We start from the raw sequence: 20150 nt of genomic DNA on the forward strand, positions 1-20150 counted from the left end.
CATGACCCTGACACCCGTCGAGCTGTTGCGGCAAAACGCTCCGGCCACCCGTCCCATAATCGCCCTCAGCGAAGGCAACGACCCCCGCATCTCCAAAGGAGCCCTCAACGCGCAGAGGGCCAATCTGGCCGATATCATTCTGGTTGGCCCGTACGCCGAGGTCGAAGCAGCCCTGAAAGATCAGGGGGCTGCTGCCTCTCACGGAGTTGAGATCCATGACCCTGTGACTTCGGACCTGACCGAAGAATTTGCCCAGACCTTTTTCGAACTGCGCCAGCATAAAGGCGTCGACCGGGCCAAAGCCCGTGCTGCCGTTGAAACACCCCCCGTCTATGCCGCCATGCTGGTGCGCAGCGGACGCGCCACCGGCACCGTAGGAGGGGCCGTTCACACGACCGGCGAAATCGTCCGTGCAGCCATCCAAGTGATTGGCATGGCCCCCGATGCAGGAATGGTGTCATCCTTTTTCCTGATGTACCCGCCGGAAAAGGCTCAGCCCGGGGCGCGGGCGATGCTCTATTCCGATTGCGGGCTGGTCATCAATCCGACCGCGGGCGAGCTGAGCAAGATTGCCATGGCATCCGCCACATCGGCCCGGACGCTGCTGCAGGTCGATCCAAAGATCGCGATGCTCAGCTTTTCCACGAAGGGCAGCGCCAAGCATCCAGACGTGGAAAAGGTGATCGAGGCTACAGAAATGCTGCGCCAGGCCGCGCCAGACCTGAACGTCGACGGTGAACTGCAATTCGACGCCGCCTTTGTACCTTCGGTTGGTGAGCGTAAATCACCGGGTTCGTCTGTCGCCGGGCAGGCCAACGTGATGATCTTTCCCAATCTTGATGCTGGCAATATCGGCTACAAAATCACCCAAAGACTGGGGGGCTACACCGCCATCGGACCGGTCTTACAGGGGCTGGCCAAACCCGCCAACGACCTGTCCCGCGGATGCAGCGCCGAGGATGTGACCCAGATGATCGCCGTGACCGCATTACAGGCAAATAGACTGTAACACTTAATTTTCGCACCGCTCCCGGAACGATGTTCTAAAATACCGAGGAAACTGACAAAATCCTCCTGACATAACCAACTGGACCCGCAAATGACCCATCAGCAGCCGATCCTTGATACGTCACCGAAAGTCTCGGACGAAATCCGCAGGACCACCTGCTACATGTGCGCCTGCCGATGCGGCATCAACGTTCACATGAAAGACGGCAAGGTTGCTTATATCGAAGGCAATCGCGACCACCCGGTGAACAAGGGCGTCTTGTGTGCCAAGGGGTCCGCCGGGATCATGCAGGTCAACGCCCCTTCGCGCCTGCGCAAGCCACTGAAACGGGTCGGCCCGCGTGGCTCGGGTGAATTTGAGGAGATCAGCTGGGACGAAGCGCTGGAACTGGCTGTCAGCTGGCTGGAGCCAATCCGTAAAGACAACCCGGAAAAGCTGGCCTTTTTCACCGGCCGGGACCAAAGTCAGAGTTTTACCAGCTTCTGGGCGCAAAATTTCGGAACCTGCAACTATGCGGCGCATGGCGGCTTCTGTTCGGTCAATATGGCCGCGGGCGGCATCTATACGATGGGCGGCGCGTTCTGGGAATTCGGCCAGCCTGATTGGGACCATACCAAGCTGTTCATGTTGTTTGGCGTGGCCGAAGACCACGACTCCAACCCGATCAAAATGGGTATTGGCAAGATCAAAGCGCGCGGCGCACGTGTAATCGGCGTCAACCCCATCCGCAGCGGATACAATGCCGTCGCCGATGATTGGGTCGGCATCACACCGGGAACTGACGGGCTGTTCATCCTGTCATTGATCCATGTACTGATGAAAGCCGGAAAGATCGATCTCGACTATCTGAGCCGCTACACCAATGCCCCGGTTTTGGTGGACGCGTCCGAAGGCGCCGGAAACGGCCTGTTCCTGCGCGACGATGACGGAAAGCCCCTGGTCATCGACCGGAATACAGGCAAGCTGACGGCCTTCGACACGCCTGGCGTTCGCCCGGATTTGTCAGCGATCTACGAAAACGACGGTGTCGTTCATCGCCCTGTGTTTCACTTGATGGCGGAAAAATACCTGTCTGAGGAACACGCGCCCGAAGCTGTTGCCGAAAAATGCGGTATTCCCGCCAAGCGCATTCGCGCGATTGCTGCGGAACTGGCGCGCGTCGCCTTTGACGAGGCGTTCGAGCTGGATCACGAATGGACCGATTTCCGGGGCGAGAAACACACCAAGATGATTGGCCGCCCTGTTGCGATGCACTCGATGCGCGGCGTTTCGGCTCATGCCAATGGTTTCCAGACCTGCCGCGCGCTGCATGTGCTGCAGATCATCCTTGGCACGGTCGAGGTTCCCGGCGGCTTCCGCTTCAAGCCCCCCTACCCCAAACCGATCGAGGCGCACCCGACACCGCATTGCAAGGTGACGCCCAACTCGCCCCTGGATGGCCCGCATCTGGGTTTCGTCCGCGGCCCGGAACACCTTGCGCTGAAAAAAGATGGCAGCCCCGCACGGATCGACAAGGCTTTCACCTGGGAAAACCCGATGTCCAGCCACGGGCTGATGCATATGGTGATCTCGAACGCACATGCGGGCGACCCGTACAAGATCGATACGCTGTTCATGTACATGGCAAACATGTCGTGGAACTCGACCATGAACACCAAGGGTGTCATCGAGATGCTGACGGACAAGGGTGAAAACGGCGATTACGTGATCCCGCGCATCATCTATTCGGACGCCTATTCTTCCGAGATGGTGGCCTACGCGGACCTCGTCCTTCCGGATACAACCTACCTCGAACGCCACGACTGTATCTCGCTGCTGGATCGCCCGATTTGCGAGGCGGATGCGGCCGCTGACGCAATCCGCTGGCCTGTGATCGAACCGGACCGTGACGTGCGCGGGTTTCAGTCAGTATTGATCGATCTCGCAAACCGTATGAAACTTCCGGGCTTCACCCATGAAGACGGCAGCGCAAAATGGGTCGATTACGCCGACTATATCGTCAATCACGAACGCAAGCCGGGTATTGGCCCACTGGCTGGATTCCGTGGCGAAAATGCCGACAAGGAAGGGCGCGGAGAAGTCAACCCGGATCAGTTGAACCGCTATATCGAGAACGGCGGCTTCTACGTGGCGCATATCCCGCAAGGCGCGGATTACTACAAACCATGGAATGCGGCCTATCAGGAATGGGCCGTGGGCATGGGGCTCTATGACAGCCCGCAGCCATACCTATTCCAACTCTACTCCGAGCCGATGCGCAAGTTTCAGCTGGCAGCCGAAGGCCATGGCGACCGACAGCCGCCTGATCATCTGCGCCAGCGGATCAAAGACACGATGGACCCACTTCCAATCTGGTACGAAACAGACCAGCAGGGCAACGACGGCTTCACTGTCAACGCGCTGACCCAGCGCCCGATGGCGATGTATCACAGCTGGGGCACGCAAAACGCCTGGCTGCGGCAGTTGCACGGGCGAAACCCGCTCTATGTTCCGACCAAGCTGATGCACAAGCACGGCCTGAGCGACGGAGATTGGGCCAAAATCACATCCCCTCATGGTGAGATTACCGTCCCTGTGATGGAAATGGCCGCCCTGAACGAAAACACCGTCTGGACATGGAACGCCATCGGCAAACGCAAAGGCGCCTGGGCCCTGCAGCATGACGCGCCCGAGGCCACTAAGGGCTTTTTGCTCAACCACCTGATCCACGAATTATTGCCGCCAAAAGGCGACGGGCTACGCTGGGCCAACTCCGACCCCATTACTGGTCAGGCCGCATGGTTTGACCTGAAAGTCAAAATCGAAAAGGCCGACGCGCCCGCCGATGCTCAGAGCCAGCCTCATTTTGACCCGATCAAATCACCGGTAGGAACTGGCCCTGCGAATTTGGCGTGGAAGGTGGGCGAATGACCTGGACCCGCTCTTCATCTGGCCACAAATATCCCGGGGGTGAATTGAGCCGCAGGCTCAAGAGGGGGCTGGCCCCCTCACCCGTCCTCAACAGCACAGGTATCCTGACATGACCCAGCTACCGAACTCCACCGAGCGCAAGATGGGTCTGGTGATCGACCTGGACACCTGCGTTGGGTGCCATGCCTGCGTGATTTCCTGCAAGGGCTGGAACACGGAGAATTATGGCGCGCCGCTGTCCGATCAGGATGCCTATGGCGCCAACCCGTCGGGCACTTTCCTGAACCGCGTGCATTCCTACGAGGTGCAACCGGCGGAAGGGCACGCGCAACTGATCCATTTCCCGAAATCCTGCCTGCACTGCGAAGACGCGCCCTGTGTTACCGTCTGCCCAACCGGGGCCAGTTACAAGCGGGTCGAGGATGGCATCGTGCTGGTCAATGAAAGCGACTGTATCGGGTGCGGCCTGTGTGCCTGGTCCTGCCCCTATGGCGCGCGTGAACTGGATAAGGCCGAGGGGGTGATGAAGAAATGCACCCTCTGCGTCGACCGGATCTACAACGAGAACCTGCCCGAGGTGGACCGGATTCCGTCCTGTGTTCGAACCTGTCCGGCGGGCGCGCGGCACTTTGGCGATCTGGGCAATCCGGACAGCGACGTCAGCAAGCTTGTTGCGGATCGCGGCGGAATGGACCTGATGCCCGAAATGGGCACCAAACCCGTCAATAAATATCTGCCGCCGCGCCCGAAAGACACGGTGGAAGATCAGATCGACATCCTGGCCCCCCTGTTGGCACCTGTCGCTGAAGAGCCCAAGGGCTTCCTCGGCTGGCTCGACAAGACGTTGGAGAAACTCTGATGCATCCTGCACCCTCCGTCATCCTCTTCACCACCCTGTCCGGTCTGGGCTTCGGTTTGCTCATCTTCCTTGGTCTTGGCTTTCCGGCCGTCTCGGGCTGGGTGGCCTTTGTGTTTTTCGCCATTGCTTACGGTCTGGCCGTCGGAGGGCTGATGGCCTCGACCTTCCACCTCGGCCACCCGGAACGGGCCTTGAAGGCTTTTACCCAATGGAAAACCAGCTGGCTCAGCCGTGAAGGCTGGTGTGCCGTGCTCGCCCTGGTCGTCATGGGACTTTATGCGATTGGCGTAGTGTTTCTGGATCGGCATTGGAGCCTGCTGGGTTGGGTCGGAGCCTTGATGTCACTGGCGACCGTGTTCACGACATCGATGATCTACACGCAACTCAAGACCATCCCGCGCTGGAATATGAACCTGACCCCCGCCATGTTCCTGAGCTTCAGTCTGGCGGGTGGTGCGTTGCTGGCGGGCCAGACACGTGTTGCTATTCCGCTTCTGCTGATCGCCGCTTTGGTTCAATTCTTGTATTGGAAGAAAGGCGACAAAGCGCTGGAGGCATCCGGAACGGATCTGGGCACGGCGACAGGTTTGGGTAACCGGGGCACAGTCAGAGCGTTCGAGCCACCGCATACCGGTACCAACTATCTGCTGCGTGAGTTTGTTCATGTGGTCGGGCGCAAACATGCACAGAAATTGCGGGTGATCTCGTTTGTATTGGCCTTTGTCCTGCCGGTTCTGTTGCTGGTCCTGCCATTCAACCATTTCCTGGCCCTGCTGGCGGTGGCATCGCATCTGGCGGGTGTCGCGACCTCGCGCTGGTTGTTCTTTGCGCAGGCTGAACATGTCGTGGGGCTTTATTACGGCAAACGTTGAGGGGGCTCTGCCCCCGCCGCGGCACACCGCGACTCCCCCGGGATATTTTTGGCCAGATGAAGTCTGGATCCTGAAAAAGAAAAAGGCGGCGCTCGGTAGTCGAGGCCGCCTTTTCCGGCTTCTGAAGACCGGGTCAGATGAGGCCCGCGTGTGCCATTGCTGCTTCAATCGCGGCCTTTGTGCTGTCTTCCAGCTCGGTCAGAGGCGAGCGGACTTCAGTGCTGCAGAGACCCAGTTTGCTGAGCGCGTATTTGGCGCCGACCAACCCGGGTTCGATAAAGATCGCTTCGTGCAGCGGCATCAGCTTGTCCTGGTATTCCAGTGCCTTTGCATAATCGCCCGACAATGTGGCCTGCTGGAATTCGGCGCAGAGTCTGGGAGCCACGTTTGCTGTGACTGAAATGCATCCGACACCGCCATGGGCATTGAAACCCAGTGCCGTGGCGTCTTCACCGGACAGTTGGCAGAAGTCCTTGCCACAGATCGCACGCTGCTGGCTGACGCGCGCCAGATCGCCCGTCGCATCCTTGACCCCGACAATACGCGGCAACCGGGCCAATTCGCCCATGGTGGCGGGGGTCATGTCGATGACCGATCGCCCGGGAATGTTGTAGATGATGATCGGAATATCCGCAGCCTCGTGCAGGGCTTGGAAATGCGCGATCAAGCCGCGTTGAGTCGGCTTGTTGTAGTAAGGTGTGACAACCAGCGCCGCATCTGCCCCAACTTTTTCGGCGAACTGAACGAACCGGACGGCTTCGACCGTATTGTTCGACCCGGCACCGGCAATAACCGGAACACGGCCAGCAGCCGTTTTGACCACTTCTTCGATGACCGTTTCGTGTTCGTCATGGCTGAGCGTCGGGCTTTCGCCGGTGGTTCCAACGGGCACCAGCCCGGTCGAGCCTTCGGAGATCTGCCATTCGACCAGATGTTTAAGCGTCTTCAGGTCCAACTCGCCGTTGTTGAACGGAGTGACGAGGGCTGGCATCGAGCCTTTGAACATGACACGCTCCTTAAGGTGCACATTGCGGTTTTTGCGCCTCGGCCTCTCACGTTTCCAGCTTTGTGAGTTGATCCCGCCGGCGCAGGGTTTATCCTCACAGGCTCTATCCTCGGTTGGTTGGGAAATGCAAGGGATGACACGCTTTCTGGCACTGTTGACTGGTGTGATTCTATACGCAGTGACGACACCGCAAGCCGCACGCGCGGATGCGGCCGGTGATTTGCGCGCCGGGCTCTATGAAATGCGCAAGGGCGACTGGAACGCGGCACTGCGCGTATCGGGCCAGCGCGGCTCGGTCTCGCGCGATGTCATTGTCTGGCACTGGCTGCGTGAGGGGTTTGGCAGCTCGGGCGATGTGCTGGTGTTTCTCGAACGCCGCCCGGATTGGCCCGGGCTGGATTGGCTGCGCCGCAAGAGTGAGCCGGTCTTTACCGGGGCCGATCCCGACAGGGTTCTGAAGTTTTACGCTGGCTTGACTCCTCAGACTGCTGAAGGCGCGCTGAACTATGCGGTGGCCCTTAAGGCCAAAGGGCGCATTGGCGAGGCGGAAGCCGACATCGTGACAGCCTGGCGTACCATGCCGATGGGGTCGGGGTTGCAAAAGGACTATCTGGAGAATTTTGCCAAACTGCTGAAGCCACACCATGCCGCGCGGCTGGACCGGATGCTGTGGGATGGCCATTTGGTCAGCGCAGAACAGATGCTGCCCCTGGTCAGCACGGATGAGCGCAAGCTGGCCGAAGCGCGAATCGCGTTGCAGAAACGCCAGCCAGGCGTAGACGGCAAGGTGGCGGCGGTACCGAAGTCGCTGGCAGATGCGCCGGGGCTGGCATTCGACCGTTTTGTCTGGCGGGACAAGAAAGAACTGGATGACAGCGCCGTCGACCTGATGCTGGCACGGTCAACCGGACCGGAGGCTCTGGGCGAGCCTGACAAATGGGCCGAGGGACGCCGCCGTCTGGCCCGGCTCGAGATGCGATCGGGGCGAGCGGCGCGCGCTTATGACGTGGCGGCCAAGCACCATATGACCCCCGAAATGGGATATTCCTATGCGGATCTCGAGTGGCTGGCCGGGTTTCTGGCCCTGCGCAAACTGAATGACCCTGCCACAGCCGTGCGGCACTTCCAGAATTTTTCGAATGCCGTGCAATCGCCGATCTCGAAAGGGCGCGGCGGCTATTGGCTGGGGCGAGCTTACGCCGAGCTTGGGGAAGCAGACAAAGCCTATGAGGCCTATGCGATGGGCGCGGATCATCAGACCTCTTTTTATGGTCTGCTGGCGGCGGAACGGATCGGACGGCCATTTGACAAGGAACTGGCCAATCCGCGTCGCGCGCCGCATTGGCGTCAGGCAGAGTTCGCCGAATCCAGCGTTCTGGAAGCCGGGCTGCTGTTGCTGAAGGCCGGCGAAGACAACTTGTCCGAGAGGTTCCTGACGCATCTTGTCGAAGGTCTTGACCCTGTGCAGGCCAACCAGTTGGGCGACCTTGCAATTGAACTTAAGCAGCCGCATCTGGCCGTGATGATCGCCAAGCGGGCTGCGACCACGGGCACCATTTTGCCTGCGGCCTACTACCCGGTTCATCCGGTGGCCGACATGCGTCTGCCAATGGCCAAGGAAATGACGCTGGCCATCGCACGGCGCGAAAGCGAATTTGATCCGGTTGTCGTCAGCGGTGCGGGTGCGCGCGGCCTGATGCAGGTGATGCCCGCAACGGCCAAGCTGGTGGCCGGAGAGCTGGGGATACTCAGCGGCCATCAGACCGGTCGGTTGACGTCGGACTGGCAATACAACGCCAAGCTTGGCGCCAACTATCTTTCGGGCCTTGCGACCGAGTTCAACGGGAATGTCGTCATGATGGCGGCGGGTTACAATGCTGGTCCAAAGCGCCCGATCTCGTGGATGGAACGCTATGGTGATCCACGCACCGGCGAGGTGGATATCGTAGACTGGATCGAGACCATTCCGTTCGATGAGACGCGCAATTATGTGATGCGCGTGACCGAAAGCTTGCCGGTCTACCGCGCCCGACTGGGGCAGCCCGCCCTGCCGGTTCCGTTTTCGCAGGAACTGATCGGATCATCGCTGGCGGCGTTCGCGCCATAAAGTAAAAAGCCCTGCGGCTACAACAATCGCTGCGCCCGCGACAACTTCGGGGCGCAGTGTTTCACCAAAGATCGAAATCCCCAGAATTGCGCTCCAGACCAGGTGGAAATAGGCAAAGGGTTGGACGGCGCTGGCTTCGGCCATCTCATAACATTTGATCAGCAGCCAGTGCCCCGTTGCCCCGCTGACGCACAGCAACGCCATCCAGAGCCAGTCGCTGCGGGCCATTGGCTCCCAGAACCACATTCCAAACAGAGTCATGGCGACGGCGCCAACGACGCCGGTCCAGAAAAAGCTGGTGGCCGTGCTGTCCTGACGTGCGACATAGCGCGTCAGCAGGCCATAGATCGCAAACAGAAACGCCGAGATCAGCGGAATGACGGCCCAAGGATCAAAGACACCAACGCCCGGCTGCAGAATGATCAGAACACCAATGCAACCAACGCCGATCGCGACCCAGCGCCGCCATCCTACCTTTTCGCCCAGAACCGGACCGCTCAGCGCGGCGACAAGCAGGGGATAGCTTATGAAAACGGCCATACTGTCGATTAGACCGAGCACTGTGAAACCAAATACGGCGACGCAGATCTCGGTGGCCAGCAGCAGGCCCCGCAGGATCTGTAGACCCATCTGGTTCGTCTGCATGGCCGCCTTTAACCCGCCTGAGGATCGCGCCGCCAACGCAATGACAAAGGCCGCGAAGAACCAATAGCGGATCATCACTACCATGTAGGTGTTATAGGTTCCGGCCAAATGGCGTGAGATACCGTCCTGCAAGGCAAAGACAATCGTCGCGCCCACCATCAGGGCGATACCCGCACCTGCATTGTTTTTCTGCGTCATGCCTTGAGCGCCCGCGTCATGTGCCTCTTTCGGCCATAACCGGATGTACGGGTGACGGTGAAACCGGCATCCTGAAGCCCGCGTCGAACAAACCCGGCGGCCGTATATGTGGCCGCTGTACCATCGGTGGCTGTATGCGCCGCCACTTGCTGCATCAGATCTGCCCCCCACAATTCTGGGTTCTTGGCAGGAGAGAACCCGTCGAGGAACCAGGCGTTGGCCAGGCCAGTCCATTGCGGCAGGCTGTTGCGCGCATCGCCGATGATCACTTCGCATTGAAGGGTTTCAAGACTGCACGCGCGACCTGTCCAATGGGCCAGAAACCGGCTGCTCCACGGGTGCAACTCGGGGAAGGCCTCAAGCGCGTGACGCATATCATCCGTGGCCATGGGAAAGGCTTCGAAACTGGTGAACCGAAGCGGCCCTGTTTGGCCGGATTTCTCCCATTCAGACCAAACCGTCAGCAGGTTCAGACCGGTGCCAAAGCCCAGCTCGGCAATATGAAACCCCGGCGCAAAACGTTCTGGCAGATCATTACCTGCTATAAACACATGGCGCGTCTCTTCCAGCCCGTTCTGCAACGAGTAATAGGGATCGTCGAAACGGTCCGAGACCGGTATCTGATCCTCGGTCCACGTCAATTCGGCATGCTGGTCTGCCATCGGGGAATCCTGTAGCTAAGCGGCGCGACACTGAACAAGGAAAAGGGAATTGGCAATGATCGATGTGACGGTTCGCGGGGCAGGAATTTTCGGCCTGTCCATCGCCTGGACCTGCGCCCGTCGGGGCGCGAAGGTGCAGGTCGTCGATCCTTTTGGGCCGGGCTCCGGGTCCAGCGGCGGTCTGGTGGGGGCCTTGGCCCCGCACGTGCCTGAAAACTGGAATGCTAAGAAAGCTTTCCAATTCGACAGCCTGATCATGGCCGAACCCTTTTGGCATCAGGTCGAGGGTACCGGCGGCGTTTCTCCCGGCTACGGGCGGCTGGGCCGTCTTCAACCCATTCCTGACGCCCGCAGTCTGGATCTGGCCCGGCAACGCGAAGGTTCAGCCGATCAGCTTTGGCAGGGGCAGGCAGAATGGCGGGTGATCAGCACATCGCAGGCCGGATCGTGGTGCCCGCTCAGCCCCACCGGCTTTGTCATCCGCGATACACTGACGGCGCGCATGCATCCCCGGCGGGCCTGCGCCGCTCTGGTTGCAGCCCTTGAGGTCATGGGTGTTTACGTTGTCAGTAGCGCTGATGATAAAGGGCAGGTTGTCCACGCCACGGGCCTAGCCGGATTACTGGAACTGAACGACGCCTACGGAAAGACCGTCGGAAACGGTGTCAAAGGTCAGGCCGCCCTGTTGCGCTTTGATGCGGGAGAGGTGCCACAGCTTTTCGCGGATGCGGTCCATATCGTGCCACATGCGGACGGAACGCTTGCAATCGGATCAACGTCTGAACGGGACTATGACGACCCAACCAGCACAGACAGTGCATTGGACAATGTCATAGACCGGGCCACGAGCGCACTGCCGCTTTTACACGGGGCCGAGGTGATCGAACGTTGGGCCGGGGTGCGTCCCCGCAGCAAAAGCCGCGCCCCGATGTTGGGCCTGCATCCGTTGCATCAGGGTCAGTTCATCGCCAATGGCGGTTTCAAGATCGGCTTTGGCATGGCTCCGAAAGTGGCCGATGTTATGGCCGATCTGATGCTGGAGGACAGGGATTCGATCCCCGATGACTTCCGCCCCGGAGCCTCACTGTGATAGGGCCACAGCTTTCATGCATTGCCGCCCATCCGGGCCGCGCACCCACATGTCCTGACCGTTCCGGCACAGCTGGGCAGTCTCGAAATGCATCAACGGCGAGGTCGCACGGAAAGAAAACGACTTGAGTGGTCCGCCAAGATCAACTGCAAACAGCATCAGAAGCTGCGCCAGAAGTGGCCCGTGCACAACCAGCCCTGCATATCCTTCCACATCGCGCGCATAGTCCAGATCGTAGTGAATTCGATGGCCGTTGAAGGTCAGCGCTGAGTAGCGAAACAGCAGGGTGGTATCGAACGCAACCGCGCGGATATCCGTTTCATCCGTGCGTGAACGAGGCGGTGTCGGAGTTATTGCGTCCGGCGTGGGGTCTTCACGATAAACAAGGTCCTGCCATTCTGTCAGACAAAGTTGGCCACCTTGCCGTATCTCATGCCGCAACGTGACAAAACCCAACGGTCCGGAGCGCCCTGTTTTTGTGCTTTGGTTTTCAAGAACCGATGTCCTGTCGGCAGTGACTCCTGCGATCAGCGGTGCATGAAATTCCAATTGCCCACCGGCCCACATTCTGCGGGGCAACCCCATATCCGGGATCAGGCCACCCACCCTGGGATGCCCATCCCGGCCCAGCGCAGCAGGCGGTTGCGGCGCCCAAAAATAGAGCTGATGGAAGAATGGCGGCAGAGCTGAACCTTTGGCAATTGTTGGCTCAGAGCCCAACGCAACCTGAAACGACGCAGCGCGGGCCGGGTCAAGGATATCGCTTTGACGATGTTCCAACATTTGGGCAGTCCAAGCTTAGAAACCGGCCTCGGCCCTGAGTTTCTGCATCAGCATGTGCAGCGAATTTTCGTATCGCCCGGACAACAACCTTCCCTGTTCGTCGAACTCATTCGAACTGTCAGCGAGGTGGATTTCCGGACCCTGCAAAATGCGGGGCTGAAAGGGCACCATGCAGGCGCGCAGGATCATCTGCGCCCTTTCCCCACCAGCGCGGCCACCCGCCGCCGACATCACGGCAACCGGCTTGCCCGCCCATGGATTGCCCTTTGTCCGGCTGACCCAGTCCAGTGCGTTTTTCAGAACTCCCGAAGGCCCTTTGTTGTACTCGGGCGTCGAGATGATCACCGCATCCGCCTGCCCGATCTGGTCGGCCAGCATCTGAACAGATGCCGGTATCCCTACGGCATCCTCCAGATCGCCATCATAAAGCGGCAGGTTCAGGTCTGCTTCGGCATAGCTGACAGGGTCGAACAACCGGGCCGCTTCGCGCAGCAGCTTGCGGTTCGTCGCGTCCTTGCGCAGGGAGCCGGACAGGCCAAGCAGGGTCGGTTGAGACATCAGGGACAACTCCGTTTCAGTGTTTCCCAATAGTTAGACCGAGATTGACCCCGACCAAACCCCCATTGACGCACAGTCATTGCGCAACAGCGGCCGGGCCAGACCGGTCCTGCGTTTCAGGATCACGCGTTTCCGCTGGGGACCACAACAATCTCAACCCGCCGGTTTTGCGCTTTTCCTTGCGGCGTTAGGTTGGACGCGACCGGGTTGTTTTCACCCTGACCGTAGGTTCTGATACGGCTGTAGCTGACACCATTGGCTTGCAGGATATCCGCGACCGCGTTTGCGCGACGCTCGGACAATCCTTGATTATAAGACGCGTCGCCGTCGCTGTCGGTATGACCAATGATCTGCACGTTCGAGTTGGGATAGTTGACAAGGTTCTGGCCCACTTTCACCAGATCCGCCCGCAGCGCCGGGCGCACGGTCGAGCTGTCCGTGTCAAACGTAATGTCATTCGGGACGGTCACGATCAGCCGGTCACCCGCATTGACGATTGTAATCCCGTCATTTGCCAGTTGCTGACGCAATTCCGCAGCCTGCTTGTCCAACTGGTTGCCGATCAGACCGCCACCCGTGGCACCAATGGCGGCACCGGCCAGCGCCCCAAGACCCGGGTTCGAGTTATTGGCAATCGCGCCGACACCCGCGCCGATAAGGCCACCCAGAACCGCACCCTGCTTCGTATTTTTGTTGGGGTCGTTCTGAACGGTCAGGGTGCCCGGATCGGTACAGGCCGTCACCGCCATGATTGAACACAGGCCTGTCGCCAGAAAAAACTTTGAAATCGTCATGATATCACCTTCTGCTCCGGTACCCGTTCTTCGGGCTTGATCCATTTAACCCAGTATATCACTGCGCTTGCTCACAGGCTCAAGCAACAATGCGGTGAAATAGGCGAATACCCGCCAAAGGCCATTCATACCGGTTCCGCAAAGGTGCCCGTATGCTGTTGCTCCTGCCAGAGATCGCGCAAAGATTTACCCTGTCCCAGAAATCCTTCGTCAGTGTATTCACTGGACCAGATGCGATCGGTTCTGAAATGGCGAAAGCCGTTTCGCATTTCGCACCACCCTGCCAGCAACGTGCATTCGACATGATAGATCAGCGCCAGCGGGCGCACCACGCGGATGGTTTGTTCGCCTTCACCATCTACGTAAGTGATGCGGATTTTCCGTTCTGCCCGAATAGCTTCGCGATAATGCGAAACAGAAACACATCCCTTCTCGGGATCATCCGCCGGAGCCCCCCAGGGTGAAACCTGCAACCAATCGGTCGGGCTATGCAGTGCATCGATCTTCCGACAGATTCGACTTGCAGCGCGCTGCAAGTGGCTGTCGCCGGTGCGCGCCAGAAGAGACAGGCCAACCCACAGAGCCTCAACCTCTTCGGCGTCGAAATTCAGCGGCGGCAAATCGTAACCACGCCGCATCATGTAGCCGACACCGGCCTCATCTTCGATGGGTGTTCGCTGGGCCTGCAATTCGGCAATGTCACGATAGACGGTGCGCATGGACACCTCCAGCCGGGCAGCCAGCGCTTCTGCCGTGACCGGCGCACCTGCGGCCCGCAGAATCTGGATGATTTCAAACAAACGGGTCGAACGGCGCATCGCATTCTCCTGACACTCTGCTGACACCCTAGCACACCCCACTGACAACATGCTGTCAGCAGTGACGCGCGATAATGGGTGGATATCACACAAGGAGCCAAGAAATGCCGCACCTCGACAACCACGTCATGATGACACTGAAGCTTGGTCAATGGTCACAGGATCACACACTGCGTGCCTTCGAGATTGAACGTGAGCTCGCGCAGGAGCGCCATTGCCGCCAGCCGGTTTCGACGAAACGAACAAGACGCATTTCGCTGGGCAACCTGAAGATGCTGTGGGCCGGAATTGTCTAAAATCAGAAATCGGGCTGGGCGCGAAACTTCATCGAATGCCCGCCCTCGGGATGCTTCAGGCGCAGTTCTTCGGAATGCAGCATCAATCTGGGAAACTCCCTCGCCGCACCTGTTGTATAGAACGGATCGCCAAGGATCGGGTGACCCAATGCCTGCATATGAACGCGCAACTGATGAGACCGCCCGGTTTTGGGAAACAAACGCACGCGAGAGGTCTCGCCCTCATGTTTTACGACGCGCCAATCGGTAACCGCAGGTTTGCCCGTATCATGACACACCATTTGTCTGGGCCGATTGGGCCAGTCCACGATCAACGGCAGGTCAACGGTGCCGGTCTTTGGCTCCATACGCCCCCAGACACGGGCAATATAGGTTTTCCGGGTCTGCCGCTTCTCGAACTGCATACTCAGATGCCGTTGCGCATGGGGTGTTTGGGCAAAAACCATGACACCTGATGTGTCCCGGTCCAGTCGATGCACAAGCAGCGCCTGAGGGAATGCCGCCTGCACGCGTGTCAGAAGACAATCAGCCAGATGCTCGCCCCGCCCCGGCACAGAAAGCAGACCTGACGGTTTGTTCACCACAATCAGCTGCGCATCTTCGTGCAGCACGTCCAGCGCGGTTTGCGGGGGGGCATAGGTTTCGGTCATGCGGGCCTGCCTATCTCAGCACGCACCTTCCCGCAACGTCGTCCTTGCGCGCACGGTCATGATCAGTGAACTTCTGCGCAGGAGGACAGGACATGCACCCCACAATTGAACGACTGCAAGAGGTTGTCGCCAAGGGCGATGAGGCGCTGATCCACGATCTGCTGGCCGAAGATGTGCAGTTCCTGCCACCAACCTATTACAGCACCTGGACCGGGCGCTCACCTGTGGCTGCCGTTCTTGGTCATGTCGGGCAGGTCTTTTCCGACTTCCGGTATCGCAGGATCATGGGCGCTGGCAACGATTGGGCACTGGAGTTTCAATGCAAGATTGGAGATCTGGACGGCATTGGCGTTGACCTCATTACGCTGAACGAGGATGGTTTGATCCAAATCTTCGAAGTGGCCATGCGCCCCTACAAAACAGTCGGCGCATTACGCGAGGCGATGATGGCGCGCGTGATGACTGACGCTCGTTTTCTGGAATTCAAAAACGCCCTGACGTGACTTGATGATGCGCACTCTGATAGCACCCGACCAGGTTTTACGTGTGCCCTTGTTGCCCATTCTGGCCGCACAAGCCCTTTTGGTGCGCCGCAATGCCCGACTTTTGCCGGAGCCGACTGGCCCGCGAGCGGGCCGAACAGGGCGTGGCCCCCGCCTGCGTCTGCTGATCACCGGCGACAGCTCGGCGGCCGGAGTGGGCGCGGGAACTCAGGCGCAGGCCTTGTCGGGGCAGCTTGTGGACCGGCTGACCAGACATCATTCGGTTGAATGGCAACTTGAGGCCACCACAGGGCACACGACGCTGGATACGATTGACCGCCTGAGCCGCATAAAGGGCGAATTCGATGCGGTGGTCACTGCTTTGGGGGTGAACGATGTCACCCGCGCCGTCTCTTGCCGCACATTTGCGGATCGTCAGGCGCAGCTTATCAACATCCTGACAAAAGACCTGGGGGCGCGGCGCATAATCATCACCGGCGTTCCGCAAATGAACAGGTTTCCCGCCCTGCCACACCCATTGGCCTGGGTGCTTGGCCGTCAGGCTGCGCGGCTGGATAATGCGTTGCAACAGGTTGTTTCCGTCCATTCACACGTGCAACATCTAAGGCTTGATCTGCCCGACGACCCGGTCCTGGCGGCACCGGACGGCTATCACCCAAGCCCCCGAGCCTATGCGCTGTGGGCAGATGCTGTAGCACGCCTGTTGCTTCAGGCCTGAGCCCGCGCCTGCCGGATCATCGGGATCGAGTAAATGACCAATGCCACCCAGATCAGGGGGAATGCGATCATGCGTCCGGTGTCGATTTTCTCACCAAATAGAGTGATGGCTGTAATGAAAATCATAGTCGGCGCAATGTACTGCAGGATGCCCATGGTCGACAGGCGCACCAGCTTGGCCCCGTTCGCATAGACCAGCAATGGAACCGCCGTGACGATACCGGCGCAGGACAACAGTAGGGTATCAGACATCGCGACCCCAAAATGGCCTGTGCCTTGCACGCCCAGCCAGGTGACATAAGCCAAGGCCGGGATCAAAAGGATCAGGACCTCAAGCAGAAAGCCCTGGTTGGGACCAATTGGAAGGGATCTCTTGAAGAACGCATAGAAACCCCAGCTGACCATCAAACTCAGCGCCGCCCAGGGAAGCCGCCCTGCCTCGAGAACAAGCACAAGAACGCCCAGCGCGGCAAGCCCCACCGCAAACAATTGGGTCCGCGTCAAGGGCTCACGCAGCAGAATTGCGCCCAACGCAATACTGAAAAGCGGGTTGATGTAATACCCAAGCGCCGCTTCCAGCGCGTGCCCCGTCGAGATCGCCCAAACATAAATCGCCCAGTTCACGGAAATCAGCGCCGCCGTCAAAGCCGCCATGGCCAGCATCCGGGGATTGCCCAGTGCAGCTTTCAAGTCCCGGGTACGCCCCAGCGCGACCAGAAGCAAACCTGCAACCGGAACAGACCAGATAACCCGATGCGCCACCACCTCAACCGGTCCAATGTGATCCATCGCCTTCATATAAAGCGGCAGAAATCCCCACAGGACATACGCCGTGACAGCCAAAGCCAGACCTTTGGGCGTGTCCGCATTCTGAGGTGGTAAAGGCGTGTCTGTCACGAAGGTTCTCCGGTTGATACCGGTTTCGTTTACGGCAGAACTGAACGGATTGAAAACTCTGAAAACAGTGAAGTGTCACATAACGATTTGTGATAAGTTAGCTGACCGCAGCTGTTGCCGCCAAAATGCGAGGCTCTGCCTCGCGCTCCAGGATATTTAGAGCCAGGTGAAGCAAGGGATCCGCACTTCATCTGGCCCAAAATATCCCGGGGGAGTCGCCCGGCACGGGCGGCGGGGGCAGAGCCCCCAGCCCTGTCTGTCAGACCTTCACCCGTTCGGATTTCGGGTCATACATCGGTTTAAGCGATGCTTCGGCTTTGACCTTCACGCCGCAAACATCGATCTCATAGGTTGAACCCAGAACGTCTGCGGCCTTTTCACCTTCGCACGGTACATAGCCCATTCCGATGGCACCGCCGAGGCTGTGACCGTAGTTGCCGGAACTCAGGTAGCCGACATATTCGCCATCACGCACGATCGGCTCGTTGTGGAACAACAGCGGTTCAGGGTCGGTCAGACGGAACTGTACCAGACGGCTTTTAGGGCCGCTTTCTTTTCGTGCAATCACCGCCTCACGCCCGATAAAATCACAACCTTTGTCCACCTTGACGGCAAAGCCAAGACCAGCATCAACCACGTGATCCTCACAGGTGATATCATGGCCGAAATGGCGGAAACCCTTTTCGATCCGGCAGCTGTCCATCATGTGCATACCACACAGCTTCAGCCCCATGTCCTGACCGGCCTCATGCAGCGTCTCGAAGACGTGGCCCGCCATGTCCGAAGAAACATAGATTTCCCACCCAAGCTCACCCACATAGGTCACGCGATGCGCACGGGCCAGGCCCATGCCGATCTCAATTTCCTGCGCGGTGCCAAAGGGGTTGTTCGCGTTTGTGAAATCATTGGGCGAAACTTTTTCCAGCAGAGCCCGAGCGTTTGGCCCCATGACAGCGAGAACGCCTTCACCCGCTGTGACATCTGTAATGACCACGTTGAAATCCCCGACATGGCGCATCATCCATGTCTGATCCGCCAAGCGTGTGGCTGCGGGGGTCACGACCAGATAGGCGGTTTCGGTCAAGCGTGTCACGGTAACGTCCGCTTCGATCCCGCCCGTGCGGTTCAAAAACTGCGTATAGACGATCTTGCCGACAGGGACCGAGTAGTCACCCCCGCCAATATAGTTCATGAACTTTTCGGCATCAGGGCCTTCCACACGAATCTTGCCGAAGGAAGACATGTCATACATACCCACATTCTCGCGCACGGCTCGGTGCTCGGCAGCGGAATTCTCGAACCAGTTCTGGCGCTTCCAGCTGTACCGGTATTCACGCTCCTGCCCTTCATTCGCGTACCAATTGGCCCGTTCCCAACCTGCGATTTCTCCAAAAACGGCGCCCTGTTCTTTCAGGTAATGGTGGAACGGGGTTCGGCGCACACCGCGCGCGGTGACTTTCTGACGATAGGGATAGTGATCGGCGTAGAGCAGTCCCAACGTTTCCTTTGAGCGTTCAAAAAGGTACTTCTTATTGCCCTGAAACGGCTGCATCCGACCGATATCAACATCGCCCAGATCAAAGGGCTTTTCACCAGTATCCATCCACTCGGCCAGCGACATGCCCGCGCCACCGGCGGACTGGATACCAATCGAGTTGAACCCGGCCGCGACCCAAAAATTGTCCATCTCGGGCGCCAGACCCAGGTGATAGGCGTCGTCGGGAGTAAAGGATTCGGGGCCGTTGAAGAAGGTGTGAATACCCGCCTCGGACAGCATTGGCATCCGGTTGCACGCCGCTTCGAGGATCGGTTCGAAGTGGTCGAAATCCTCGGGCAGTTGGTCGAACTCGAAGCTGTCAGGAATACCGTTCATGGCCCAGGGTTTGGCATTGGGCTCGAATGCGCCCAACATCATTTTGCCCGCGTCTTCCTTGTAGTAGGCGCATTCATCCGGCACCCGCAGAACCGGCATTTGGCTCAACCCTTCAATGGGTTCAGAGACGATGTAGAAATGTTCGCAGGCGTGCAGCGGCACATTCACGCCGGCCATCTTGCCTACCTCGCGCCCCCACATTCCCGCGCAATTGACAACCATATCACAGGCGATATGCCCTTGGGTTTGCCCGTCATCACTGACCCAGTCGACACCGGTTGCACGCCGTCCGTGCCGGGAAATCCCGGTCACCTTCACCCGTTCCTTGATCACCCCACCGCGTTGACGCGCACCCTTGGCCAACGCCAAGGCAATATTAGCAGGATCCGCCTGGCCATCGGTTGGCAACCAAACGCCACCTGCCACGCCGTCGAGGTTGATGTGCTCATATCGCTCTTTGACTTCGGTCGGTGACAGCTCTTCGACCGGCACGCCAAAGGCACGGGCCATTGCCGCATTTCGGTGAAGCTCTTCCAACCGCTCACTGGTCAGGGCGACCGAAACGGACCCGACCTGACGCAGGCCGGTGGCGACACCGGTCTCTTCCTCAAGGCCCAGATAAAGCTCGGCGGAATAGCGCGCCAGTTTGGTCATGTTGGAAGAGGCGCGCAGTTGCCCGATCAGGCCCGCCGCGTGCCAGGTGGTGCCGCTTGTCAGTTGCTTGCGCTCTAGAAGAACAACATCAGTCCAGCCCTTCTTGGTCAGATGATACGCGACCGAACATCCGATGACGCCGCCACCGATGATGACCACTCGGGCCTTGCTGGGAAGATCAACCATCCTGAAATCTCCGCTGTGTCAGGTTTGGCGTAAACTGCCACGGAAGATCGACAACAAATGCAC

General features: G+C 59.0%; 19 protein-coding genes. 9 read left to right on the top strand and 10 right to left on the bottom strand.

The window, feature by feature from the left end; genetic code table 11:
- The first annotated feature begins 1 nt into the window (after position 1).
- The 4 genes from pta to ACR0ID_RS13715 all read left to right on the top strand — a co-directional run bounded on the left by pta (position 2) and on the right by ACR0ID_RS13715 (position 5650).
- Positions 2 to 1009 (top strand): phosphate acetyltransferase, encoded by a 1008-nt coding sequence (pta, locus tag ACR0ID_RS13700; protein WP_480606210.1) that lies wholly within the window; start codon positions 2 to 4, stop codon positions 1007 to 1009.
- A gap of 90 nt (positions 1010 to 1099) precedes the next feature.
- Positions 1100 to 3919: a molybdopterin oxidoreductase family protein gene (locus tag ACR0ID_RS13705; protein WP_480606213.1), complete on the top strand. Its 2820-nt coding sequence runs from the start codon at positions 1100 to 1102 to the stop codon at positions 3917 to 3919.
- Positions 3920 to 4028: 109 nt separating this feature from the next.
- A complete protein-coding gene (locus ACR0ID_RS13710) occupies positions 4029 to 4778 on the top strand; it encodes a 4Fe-4S dicluster domain-containing protein (protein WP_480517792.1) in 750 nt (249 codons plus the stop codon).
- Complete coding sequence (locus ACR0ID_RS13715) at positions 4778 to 5650, top strand: dimethyl sulfoxide reductase anchor subunit family protein (protein ID WP_480517794.1); 873 nt, start codon at positions 4778 to 4780, stop codon at positions 5648 to 5650. Before ACR0ID_RS13710 ends, ACR0ID_RS13715 begins: the two co-directional genes overlap by 1 nt.
- Before the next feature lie 133 nt (positions 5651 to 5783).
- Here the strand turns inward: ACR0ID_RS13715 and dapA are convergent, their stop codons facing one another.
- Complete coding sequence (gene dapA / locus ACR0ID_RS13720) at positions 5784 to 6656, bottom strand: 4-hydroxy-tetrahydrodipicolinate synthase (RefSeq protein WP_480474109.1); 873 nt, start codon at positions 6654 to 6656, stop codon at positions 5784 to 5786.
- A 133-nt stretch (positions 6657 to 6789) separates the two neighbouring features.
- Between dapA and ACR0ID_RS13725 the strand changes: the two genes are divergently transcribed.
- Entirely contained in the window at positions 6790 to 8763 is a 1974-nt protein-coding gene (locus tag ACR0ID_RS13725; protein ID WP_480606216.1) for a lytic transglycosylase domain-containing protein, read from the top strand.
- On the opposite strand, the gene ACR0ID_RS13730 is transcribed toward ACR0ID_RS13725, so the two are convergent.
- On the bottom strand, positions 8737 to 9606 hold the full coding sequence (locus tag ACR0ID_RS13730) for a DMT family transporter (RefSeq protein ID WP_480474111.1): 870 nt from the start codon (positions 9604 to 9606) through the stop codon (positions 8737 to 8739). The two genes, ACR0ID_RS13725 and ACR0ID_RS13730, sit on opposite strands and share 27 nt — an antisense overlap.
- Positions 9603 to 10268, bottom strand: coding sequence for a tRNA (5-methylaminomethyl-2-thiouridine)(34)-methyltransferase MnmC2 (gene mnmC2 / locus ACR0ID_RS13735; protein ID WP_480606221.1), 666 nt, complete (start codon positions 10266 to 10268; stop codon positions 9603 to 9605). The genes ACR0ID_RS13730 and mnmC2 overlap by 4 nt, the downstream gene beginning before the upstream one ends.
- A gap of 55 nt (positions 10269 to 10323) precedes the next feature.
- Between mnmC2 and ACR0ID_RS13740 the strand changes: the two genes are divergently transcribed.
- Positions 10324 to 11358, top strand: coding sequence for an NAD(P)/FAD-dependent oxidoreductase (locus tag ACR0ID_RS13740; RefSeq protein ID WP_480606223.1), 1035 nt, complete (start codon positions 10324 to 10326; stop codon positions 11356 to 11358).
- Here ACR0ID_RS13740 and ACR0ID_RS13745 read toward each other — a convergent pair.
- From ACR0ID_RS13745 to ACR0ID_RS13760, 4 genes are all read right to left on the bottom strand, one after another.
- Positions 11350 to 12141 carry an HTD2 family dehydratase gene (locus ACR0ID_RS13745; RefSeq protein WP_480606225.1) on the bottom strand — a complete coding sequence of 264 codons (792 nt, stop codon included), beginning with the start codon at positions 12139 to 12141 and terminating at the stop codon, positions 11350 to 11352. The genes ACR0ID_RS13740 and ACR0ID_RS13745 overlap by 9 nt on opposite strands.
- A 15-nt stretch (positions 12142 to 12156) precedes the next feature.
- Positions 12157 to 12699 carry an NADPH-dependent FMN reductase gene (locus ACR0ID_RS13750; protein ID WP_480606228.1) on the bottom strand — a complete coding sequence of 181 codons (543 nt, stop codon included), beginning with the start codon at positions 12697 to 12699 and terminating at the stop codon, positions 12157 to 12159.
- Between the two features lie 122 nt (positions 12700 to 12821).
- Entirely contained in the window at positions 12822 to 13493 is a 672-nt protein-coding gene (locus ACR0ID_RS13755) for a YiaD family glycine zipper/OmpA-like lipoprotein (protein ID WP_209505259.1), read from the bottom strand.
- Between the two features lie 125 nt (positions 13494 to 13618).
- On the bottom strand, positions 13619 to 14311 hold the full coding sequence (locus ACR0ID_RS13760) for a helix-turn-helix transcriptional regulator (protein ID WP_480606231.1): 693 nt from the start codon (positions 14309 to 14311) through the stop codon (positions 13619 to 13621).
- Positions 14312 to 14415: 104 nt separating this feature from the next.
- Between ACR0ID_RS13760 and ACR0ID_RS13765 the strand changes: the two genes are divergently transcribed.
- The gene (locus ACR0ID_RS13765; protein ID WP_480484088.1) at positions 14416 to 14607 is read left to right on the top strand and encodes a hypothetical protein; all 192 of its coding nucleotides are present in this window, start codon (positions 14416 to 14418) and stop codon (positions 14605 to 14607) included.
- Positions 14608 to 14609: 2 nt separating this feature from the next.
- Here ACR0ID_RS13765 and ACR0ID_RS13770 read toward each other — a convergent pair whose 3' ends face one another.
- Entirely contained in the window at positions 14610 to 15257 is a 648-nt protein-coding gene (locus ACR0ID_RS13770; RefSeq protein ID WP_480606234.1) for an RluA family pseudouridine synthase, read from the bottom strand.
- Positions 15258 to 15349: 92 nt separating this feature from the next.
- Here ACR0ID_RS13770 and ACR0ID_RS13775 point away from each other — a divergent pair, with 92 nt between their 5' ends.
- Together ACR0ID_RS13775 and ACR0ID_RS13780 are read left to right on the top strand one after the other, a co-directional pair.
- On the top strand, positions 15350 to 15760 hold the full coding sequence (locus tag ACR0ID_RS13775) for a nuclear transport factor 2 family protein (RefSeq protein ID WP_480474118.1): 411 nt from the start codon (positions 15350 to 15352) through the stop codon (positions 15758 to 15760).
- 4 nt (positions 15761 to 15764) lie between these two features.
- Entirely contained in the window at positions 15765 to 16478 is a 714-nt protein-coding gene (locus ACR0ID_RS13780; protein WP_480606237.1) for an SGNH/GDSL hydrolase family protein, read from the top strand.
- Here ACR0ID_RS13780 and rarD read toward each other — a convergent pair.
- Both rarD and ACR0ID_RS13790 read right to left on the bottom strand, forming a co-directional pair.
- Complete coding sequence (gene rarD, locus ACR0ID_RS13785; RefSeq protein WP_480606239.1) at positions 16469 to 17374, bottom strand: EamA family transporter RarD; 906 nt, start codon at positions 17372 to 17374, stop codon at positions 16469 to 16471. The genes ACR0ID_RS13780 and rarD overlap by 10 nt on opposite strands.
- 259 nt (positions 17375 to 17633) lie before the next feature.
- Positions 17634 to 20087 carry a GcvT family protein gene (locus tag ACR0ID_RS13790; protein ID WP_480606241.1) on the bottom strand — a complete coding sequence of 818 codons (2454 nt, stop codon included), beginning with the start codon at positions 20085 to 20087 and terminating at the stop codon, positions 17634 to 17636.
- Positions 20088 to 20150: the final 63 nt, after the last annotated feature.

The organism is Ruegeria sp. AL2 (assembly GCF_056540845.1).